The following is a 6,781-nucleotide window of genomic DNA, read 5'->3' on the forward strand; positions in this document are numbered from 1 at the left end:
CGTGAAGAACAAGAAGATCCTGGTCACCGGTGGCACCGGGCAGGTGGCCCGACCTGTCGCCGAGGCACTGGCCGAGGACAACGAGGTGTGGAGCCTGGGCCGGTTCGGCACTCCCGGAGTGGAGGCCGAACTCACCGCCCGCGGCATCAAGACCTTCCACTGGGACATGGACGACCTCGGCCCCGACACCCTCCAGGGACTGCCCGAGGACTTCACCCACGTCATCCACTGCGCTGTCCGCCGCGGCGAGGACGGCGACTTCACCGCCGCCGTCACCGTCAACTCGGTCGCGGCGGGTCGGCTGATGACCCACTGCCGCACCGCCGAGGCGTTCCTGTTCGTCTCCACCGGCGCGCTGTACGCCCGGCAGACCCTCGACCACCTCTACACCGAGACAGACGCGATCGACGGCAGGGCCGACTGGCTGCCCTGTTATCCGGTGGGCAAGATCGCCACCGAGGGCACCGTGCGCGCCTTCGGTCAGGTGCTGGGTCTGCCCACCACCATCGCCCGGCTCAACATCGCCTACGGGCCGGGGGGTTACGGCGGTGTCCCGATGCTCTACCTCAAGCGGATGCTGGCCGGCGAGCCGATCCCGGTACCACTCGAGGGCCAGAACTGGTGCTCCCTGCTCTACACCGACGACCTGGTCCGCCAGGTGCCGCTGCTGTGGGACGCCGCCACCGTCTCCACCACGCTGGTCAACTGGGGCGGCGACGAGTCGGTCGGCATCACCGACTGCGTGCGCTACCTGGAGGAGCTGACCGGCGTCACCGCCAAGCTTGTGCCCAGGGAAGTGACCCGCGAGACCTACCGGTTCGACCCGACGCTGCGCCGCAAGCTGACCGGACCGTGCGAGGTGGGCTGGCACGACGGCATCCGCCGCACCGTCGAGGCGCTGTACCCCGACCTGGTGGGGCCGCGCGCCGACGGCTGAGGGCCGCCGCGCCGAGCGCGGAACGTCGAAGTCCCCCTGGTGACGTGAATCCCGACACGCCGAGTTCCACCTCGAAAAGGAGCAATCCGCCCGTGCCGACCAACAGGGAAACCGTTCAAGCCGCCTACCAGGCGTTTCACGAGCGCGACGTCGACGCCCTGCTCGCCACCCTGGACGCCGACGTCGACTGGGTGCACCCCGACGGAATGGTCGCCTACGGCCTCGGCGGCACCAAGAAGGGCCACGCAGGCGTCAAGGATTTCCTGGCCCACGTGCCGACCGTGCTGGGCGGGATGCGGCTGGAGCCGCAGGAGATCATCGAGTCCGGCGACCGCGTCGTGGTCCTCGGCGTCCGGCAGGTCACCTCGCTCAGCGGGCGCACCGAAACCCTGCGGTTCGTGCACTCGTGGACGCTGCGAGACGGGAAGGCCACCCGCATGGAGGACATTTTCGACACCGCCCTCTTCCACCGCCTGATCGAAAGCTGAGGGCGGCCCCGATGGAGTATGCCTATCTGGGGCCCGAGGGCACCTTCACCGAAACCGCGCTGCACTACGCCCTCTCCCGCTTCTCCCCCTCGCCGAACGCGACCTGCGTGCCGTACGCCACCGTGCCCGCCGCACTCGACGCGGTGCGCCGGGCCGAGCGCGCCGCCGCCATGGTGCCGATGGAGAACTCCCGCAAGGGTGTGGTGCCCGCCACCTTGGAGGGACTCACCGTCGGCGGGGACCTGCACATCGTCGCGGAGGTGGTGGTACCGGTCACCTTCGCCCTGCTGGCCGCTCCGGGGGTCGGCCTCGACGGCATCGGGCGGGTGCTGAGCCACCCGCACGCCCTCGCCCAGTGCGCGGGCTGGCTCCGCAGAAACGTGCCGGGCGCGCGGTTGGAGCCGGCCCACTCCACCGCCGGCGCCGCGCGGGACGTCGTCGTCGCCGACGACCCTTCCTGCGCGGCGATCGCCGCCCCGGCCGTCGCGGACCAGTACGGCATGCGCGTCCTCGCCCAGGACATCGGCGACGACGAGAACGCCGTCACCCGCTTCGTCATGGTCCGCAGGGCCGGAGTGCCGCCGGCCCGTACCGGCCGGGACCGCACCTCGCTGCTGGTCTCCGTCGGCGACCGCACCCCGGCCGCGCTGCCCGGCATCCTGTCGGTCTTCTCCACCGGACGGGTCAATCTGACCTGGGTCCAGGCGTGGCCGACCGGGACGCGGCTTGGCACCTACCGCTTCTTCGTCGACGTGGACGGCCACATCGACGACCAGCCGGTCAGCCGTGCCGTGGCGGCGCTGTTCGACATCGGCGCCGAGGCCCGCTTCCTCGGCAGTTACCCGCGCGGCCTGGCTGCCGAGCGAGCTCAGCGGCCGGACCGCGTGAGCTCACCGCACCGCCCCCACCCACACCGTCAGGAAGGACATGCCTTGAGCACTGAGCAGCCGGTCCCCGGAACCGCTCAAGACCGGATCGTCCAACTCGGCCTCGGTTTCTGGCCAGCGAAGGTACTGCTGACCGCTGTGGAACTCGGGCTCTACTCAGACCTCGCCGAGCACGGCCCTGCCGACGCAGCCACGCTCGGCAAACGCCTCGGCCTGCACCCGCGCGGCGCTCGGGACTTCTTCGACTGCCAGGTCGCCCTCGGTCTGCTGGAGCGGGAGGACGGTGTCTACCGCAACACGCCCGACAGCGCGGCCTTCCTCGACCGTGCCCAGGACACGTACATAGGGGGCTTGCTGGAGGTGGCCCAGGAGCTGTGGTACCGCTCGTGGGGCAACCTCACCGAGGCGCTGCGCACCGGCGCCCCGCAGAACAACCTCGGCGGCGCGGACGGCAACCCCTTCGCCGCGCTCTACGCCGACCCCGAGCTCACCAGCCGGTTCCAGAAGGCGATGACCGGCGGCTCGCTCGCCGCCTCGCAGGCGCTGGCCGCGAAATTCTCCTGGTCGAAGTACTCGACCGTGGCCGACATCGGCTGCTCGGAGGGCATCCTGCTCAGCACGGTGCTCGCCGCCCACCCGCACCTGACCGGCATCGGCTTCGACCTGCCGGCGGTCGAGCCGACCTTTGAGGAGACGGTGCGGCGGTCCCGGCCCGACGGGCGGATGGCCTTCACCGCCGGTAATTTCCTCACCGACAAGCTCCCCTCCGCCGAGGTCGTCGTCTTCGGCCGGGTGCTGCACGACTGGGACCTGGACGTCAAGCGCATGCTGCTGGAGAAGGCGTACCAGGCGCTGCCGGACGGCGGGACGGTGGTGGTCTACGAGTCGATGATCGACGACGACCGGCGTACCAACACCTTCGGCCTGCTCACCAGTCTGCACATGCTGCTGGAAAGCCCCGGCGGCTTCGACTACACCGGAGCGGACTGCATGGGCTGGATGACCGAGGCCGGGTTCAACCAGTGCTCGGCCCAGCCGCTCGACGGCCCCGTCTCCATGGTGATCGGCCACAAGTAACCAGCGCCCGCCCGCCGGCGCCCCGGCTCATCCCCCGGTGTCCCGCCGCACCGCAGCCAGCAGCGCGGCGATCGACGGGCAGTCGACCGTACCGGTGCGCACGACGAGCGAGAGCTCGCGGGTGAGAACGGTGCCGGTCAGATCGATCCGGGCCACCGGGCACCCGGGCCGGTCCGGGACCAGATCCGGTACCAGAGCGACGCCCCAGCCGTGCGAGACCAAGCCGAGGACGACCTGCATGTCGTCGGTGGCCGCCACGGCATCGGGCGTGAAGCCCGCGCCGTGGCAGGCGTGCAGGGTCAGCCGACCCAGCGCCGAGTCCTCGTCGAGGATCCACGGCTCGTCGGCGAAGTCGGCCAGCTCCCGGGGGCCGGTACCGGCCAGTTCATGCTCGGGCGGCACCGCGAGCCGTATCCGGTCGCTGGCGAACGGTTTCTCGCTCAGCCCCGGCACGTCGGGCTCCGGGACCTGCCGGTAGCGGGCGGCCACCACCATGTCGAGCTGGTTCAGCCGTACTGCTTGGCGGGCCTCGGTGCCACGGGTGTCGTGCAGGGTGATCCGCAGCGTCGAGTGCTCACGGCGCATCGCGACCAGAGTCGGCACGAGCATCGCCGGGCCCTCGTGGAACGGCACGCCGATCCGCAGGTCTCCGTAGACCTGCCCGCTGTGCTCCTGCAACTGCGACTCGGCGGCCTCCAGTTGGGACAGGATCAGCTCGCCGTGCCCGACGAGCAACTTGCCGACCGCGGTCAGCGTAGCCCTTCCGTTGGTACGGTCCAGCAGCGGGACACCCGTCTCCGCCTCCAACGCGGACAAGTGCTGCGAGACGGCGGAACGGGTGTAGTTCAGCGCCAGAGCAGCCCCGGCGATCGACCCGCGGGCCTCCACCTCGCGCAGGAGCAGAAGTTTCCTTACGTCCAACACCGTCAGTCCTGCTTACGCCGAGCGTCAGATACTGCCACTCCCAACATACAGCGGGGCGGGGCGAGCGGCGGCTTTAATGAAGTGGCCGGAGGGCGGACACGATCGCGGGTACGGGTGCGCGGGGTGACCCGTACGCCCGCAGTACGCCTGTGCCCGGCCACTCGGTCGCCCGGCAGTGTCGCCCGTCGACCGTCGGCGTGAACGGACCGCACCCGCGGCCCGCTCCCCGCGCCACCCGCGCACAGCTTCGTACCCCGGGCCGCACCGCCGTACCGCCCCGCAAACCGCCACTCTGACATCACCGGAGAGACTGCTCATGTCCGAGCCCACCGCAGCACCCGTCCGCCATCCGCTGGAGTTCGGTGTCGCCCTGAACCCGGAGGCGGCGCGGACGGAGGAACTGGTACGCCTCGCCCGGCTCGCGGACAACCGCGGCCTGCGACTGCTCGGCGTCATGGACCACCCGTACATGCCCACCACCCTGGACTCGTGGACCCTGCTGTCCGTACTGGCCGCCAGTACCGAGCACATACGGCTCTTCCCCGACGTGGCGAACCTGCCGCTGCGTCCGCCGGCCATGCTCGCGAAGGCGGCGGCGAGCCTCGACCTGCTGAGCGGCGGCCGAGTGGAACTCGGGCTCGGCGCCGGGGCCGCGGTCCAGCACGGCGGCGGCGGCATGGGCGGCCCCCGGCGTTCGATGAAGGAGGCGATCGAAGCGCTGGAGGAGGGCATTGCCGTCATCCGACGGGTGTGGGCTGCCAGCGACGAACCCGCCGTCTACGACGGGAAGCACTACCGGCTGGAAGGCGTCGTACCCGGCCCCGCCCCCGCGCACCCCATTGGCGTGTGGGTCGGCGCGTATGGGCCGCGGATGGTGGAGCTGACCGGCCGGCTCGCCGATGGCTGGCTGCCGAGCTTCCCCTACCTCGACCCGGCGGCCTTCCTCAAGGTGAACAAGTCAGTGGACGACTCCGCCGTCGCGGCCAGCCGCTCCCCGTCCGACGTGCGGCGGCTGTACAACATCATCGGCCGCATCGATCCGGCGGGCAGCGGTCAGTTCAACGACGGGCCGGACGCCTGGATCGAGCGACTGGTCGAGCTGGCCGTCGAAGGGCAGGTCAGCGGCTTCATGATCACTCCGATGGCCGATCACGACCGGCAGATCGAAGTGTTCACCGCCGAGATCGTGCCCGCTGTGCGGGAGGCGCTGAGCAAGGAAGGCGTGGCCGGATGACGGGCGCCGGCGTCGACCCCGGCGCGGCGCCCCCAGGGGCCACACCCGCCGGCGAGGCCATGGTTAGGACGCTGGTCGCCGCGCACGGGAAGCTGCGGCACGATCTGTCGTCCCTGCAGGAGGCGCTGCGCATGGTCGCCGCCGCGGACGCGCGCTCGGTCCCCGAGGTGCGCGGCATCATCGACGGGCTGTCGATGCATCAGGCCGCCTGGCAACTGCGGTCCTTCTGCGAGACCTACTGCCAGGTCGTCCACGCACATCACTCCATCGAGGACTTCCGGATCTTCCCGGCGGTGCTGCGCACAGCCCCGGAGCTGGCGCCGATCGTCGAGCGCCTCACATCTGACCACGCCGAACTCGGCCGACTGCTGGACGTCCTGGTCGCCGCGGTGGAGACCCTCGCGGGCCCCCAGCCCTCCTGGACCGCGTCCCAGGACTCCATCGGTGTGCTGGCCGAGCGCCTCGCGGCCCACCTCGATCTGGAGGAGGAGCACATCCTGCCGGCCCTGGGCCGACTGCCCGACTGGGTCTGACCGGCACCGGCTCCGACTCCCACGAATCACAATCCCACACCCCGGAGCACCCATGTTCCCCACCACCGTGGTCCTGTCCATCGTCCTGGCCCTCGTGCTGGCACCGCTGGGCGCCTTCAAGATCATCAATCACCCGAAGGCAAGCGAGACCGCCGAGCACCTCGGCCTCTCGCTCAGCCAGTCCCGCACCATCGGAGTCCTCGAAGTCTCCGGCGTCGCCGGCCTGCTCATCGGCCTCGCCTGGGCCCCGATCGGCATCGCCGCCGCGATCGGGTGCATCCTCCTCCTTCTCGGCGCCACCGGCGCCCACTCCAAGATCCACGACCCGGTACAGGTGGCCGCCTTCCCCTTCTTCCTCGCCCTGCTGTCGACGGCCACCCTCATCCTCCGCATCAAGACCGCCTGATCCGGCCCGGCACCGACCACCCGCACGGAGCCGTTCCGTCCGCAGCCACCAGGCAGAACGGCGCGGTGCCGGGGCGGCGACCTCCAAGGCAGTCCGCGAGCAGCGGCTTGACGCCCACCTTCCGCCGTGCCAAGGCAGGCAAGCCGCAGACCCCGGCCAGGGGCTGCCAGCTGCTGCGCGTTTCGTCATCGAATCTCAGCTTTCCTCAACTTCTGTTGCAGTTCGGGGTGTTGTCGGTGGCGGCCGGTAGGGTGAACCGGTGATCGTTTCGCGTGCCTGTGGGAGGGAGGGTTCA

General features: G+C 70.7%; 7 protein-coding genes. 6 read left to right on the plus strand and 1 reads right to left on the minus strand.

Annotated features, from left to right (window positions below; translation table 11 throughout):
* Nucleotide 1 precedes the first annotated feature (1 nt).
* The 3 genes from ACFYX0_RS38235 (at nucleotide 2) to pheA (ending at nucleotide 3,389) form a co-directional block, all read left to right on the plus strand.
* A complete protein-coding gene (locus ACFYX0_RS38235) occupies nucleotides 2–937 on the plus strand; it encodes an NAD(P)-dependent oxidoreductase (protein ID WP_311700412.1) in 936 nt (311 codons plus the stop codon).
* Nucleotides 938–1,029: 92 nt separating this feature from the next.
* A complete protein-coding gene (locus ACFYX0_RS38240) occupies nucleotides 1,030–1,425 on the plus strand; it encodes a nuclear transport factor 2 family protein (protein WP_311700397.1) in 396 nt (131 codons plus the stop codon).
* 11 nt (nucleotides 1,426–1,436) lie between these two features.
* The gene (gene pheA, locus ACFYX0_RS38245; protein WP_388978003.1) at nucleotides 1,437–3,389 is read left to right on the plus strand and encodes a prephenate dehydratase; all 1,953 of its coding nucleotides are present in this window, start codon (nucleotides 1,437–1,439) and stop codon (nucleotides 3,387–3,389) included.
* Nucleotides 3,390–3,416: 27 nt separating this feature from the next.
* On the opposite strand, the gene ACFYX0_RS38250 is transcribed toward pheA, so the two are convergent.
* Nucleotides 3,417–4,313: a LysR family transcriptional regulator gene (locus ACFYX0_RS38250; RefSeq protein WP_388978006.1), complete on the minus strand. Its 897-nt coding sequence runs from the start codon at nucleotides 4,311–4,313 to the stop codon at nucleotides 3,417–3,419.
* Nucleotides 4,314–4,629: 316 nt separating this feature from the next.
* Here ACFYX0_RS38250 and ACFYX0_RS38255 point away from each other — a divergent pair, with 316 nt between their 5' ends.
* Genes ACFYX0_RS38255 through ACFYX0_RS38265 form a run of 3 tightly spaced genes read left to right on the plus strand, consistent with a single transcriptional unit; the run spans nucleotide 4,630 to nucleotide 6,486 of the window.
* A complete protein-coding gene (locus ACFYX0_RS38255; RefSeq protein WP_388978009.1) occupies nucleotides 4,630–5,547 on the plus strand; it encodes an LLM class flavin-dependent oxidoreductase in 918 nt (305 codons plus the stop codon).
* Nucleotides 5,544–6,080, plus strand: a complete 537-nt coding sequence (locus ACFYX0_RS38260; protein WP_388978012.1) for a hemerythrin domain-containing protein — start codon at nucleotides 5,544–5,546, stop codon at nucleotides 6,078–6,080. Before ACFYX0_RS38255 ends, ACFYX0_RS38260 begins: the two co-directional genes overlap by 4 nt.
* Nucleotides 6,081–6,132: 52 nt before the next feature.
* Complete coding sequence (locus ACFYX0_RS38265) at nucleotides 6,133–6,486, plus strand: DoxX family protein (protein WP_311700391.1); 354 nt, start codon at nucleotides 6,133–6,135, stop codon at nucleotides 6,484–6,486.
* Nucleotides 6,487–6,781 lie beyond the last annotated feature (295 nt).

This window comes from Streptomyces sp. NPDC002573 (assembly GCF_042889625.1).
GTDB classification, from domain to species: Bacteria; Actinomycetota; Actinomycetes; order Streptomycetales; family Streptomycetaceae; genus Streptomyces; species Streptomyces gibsoniae.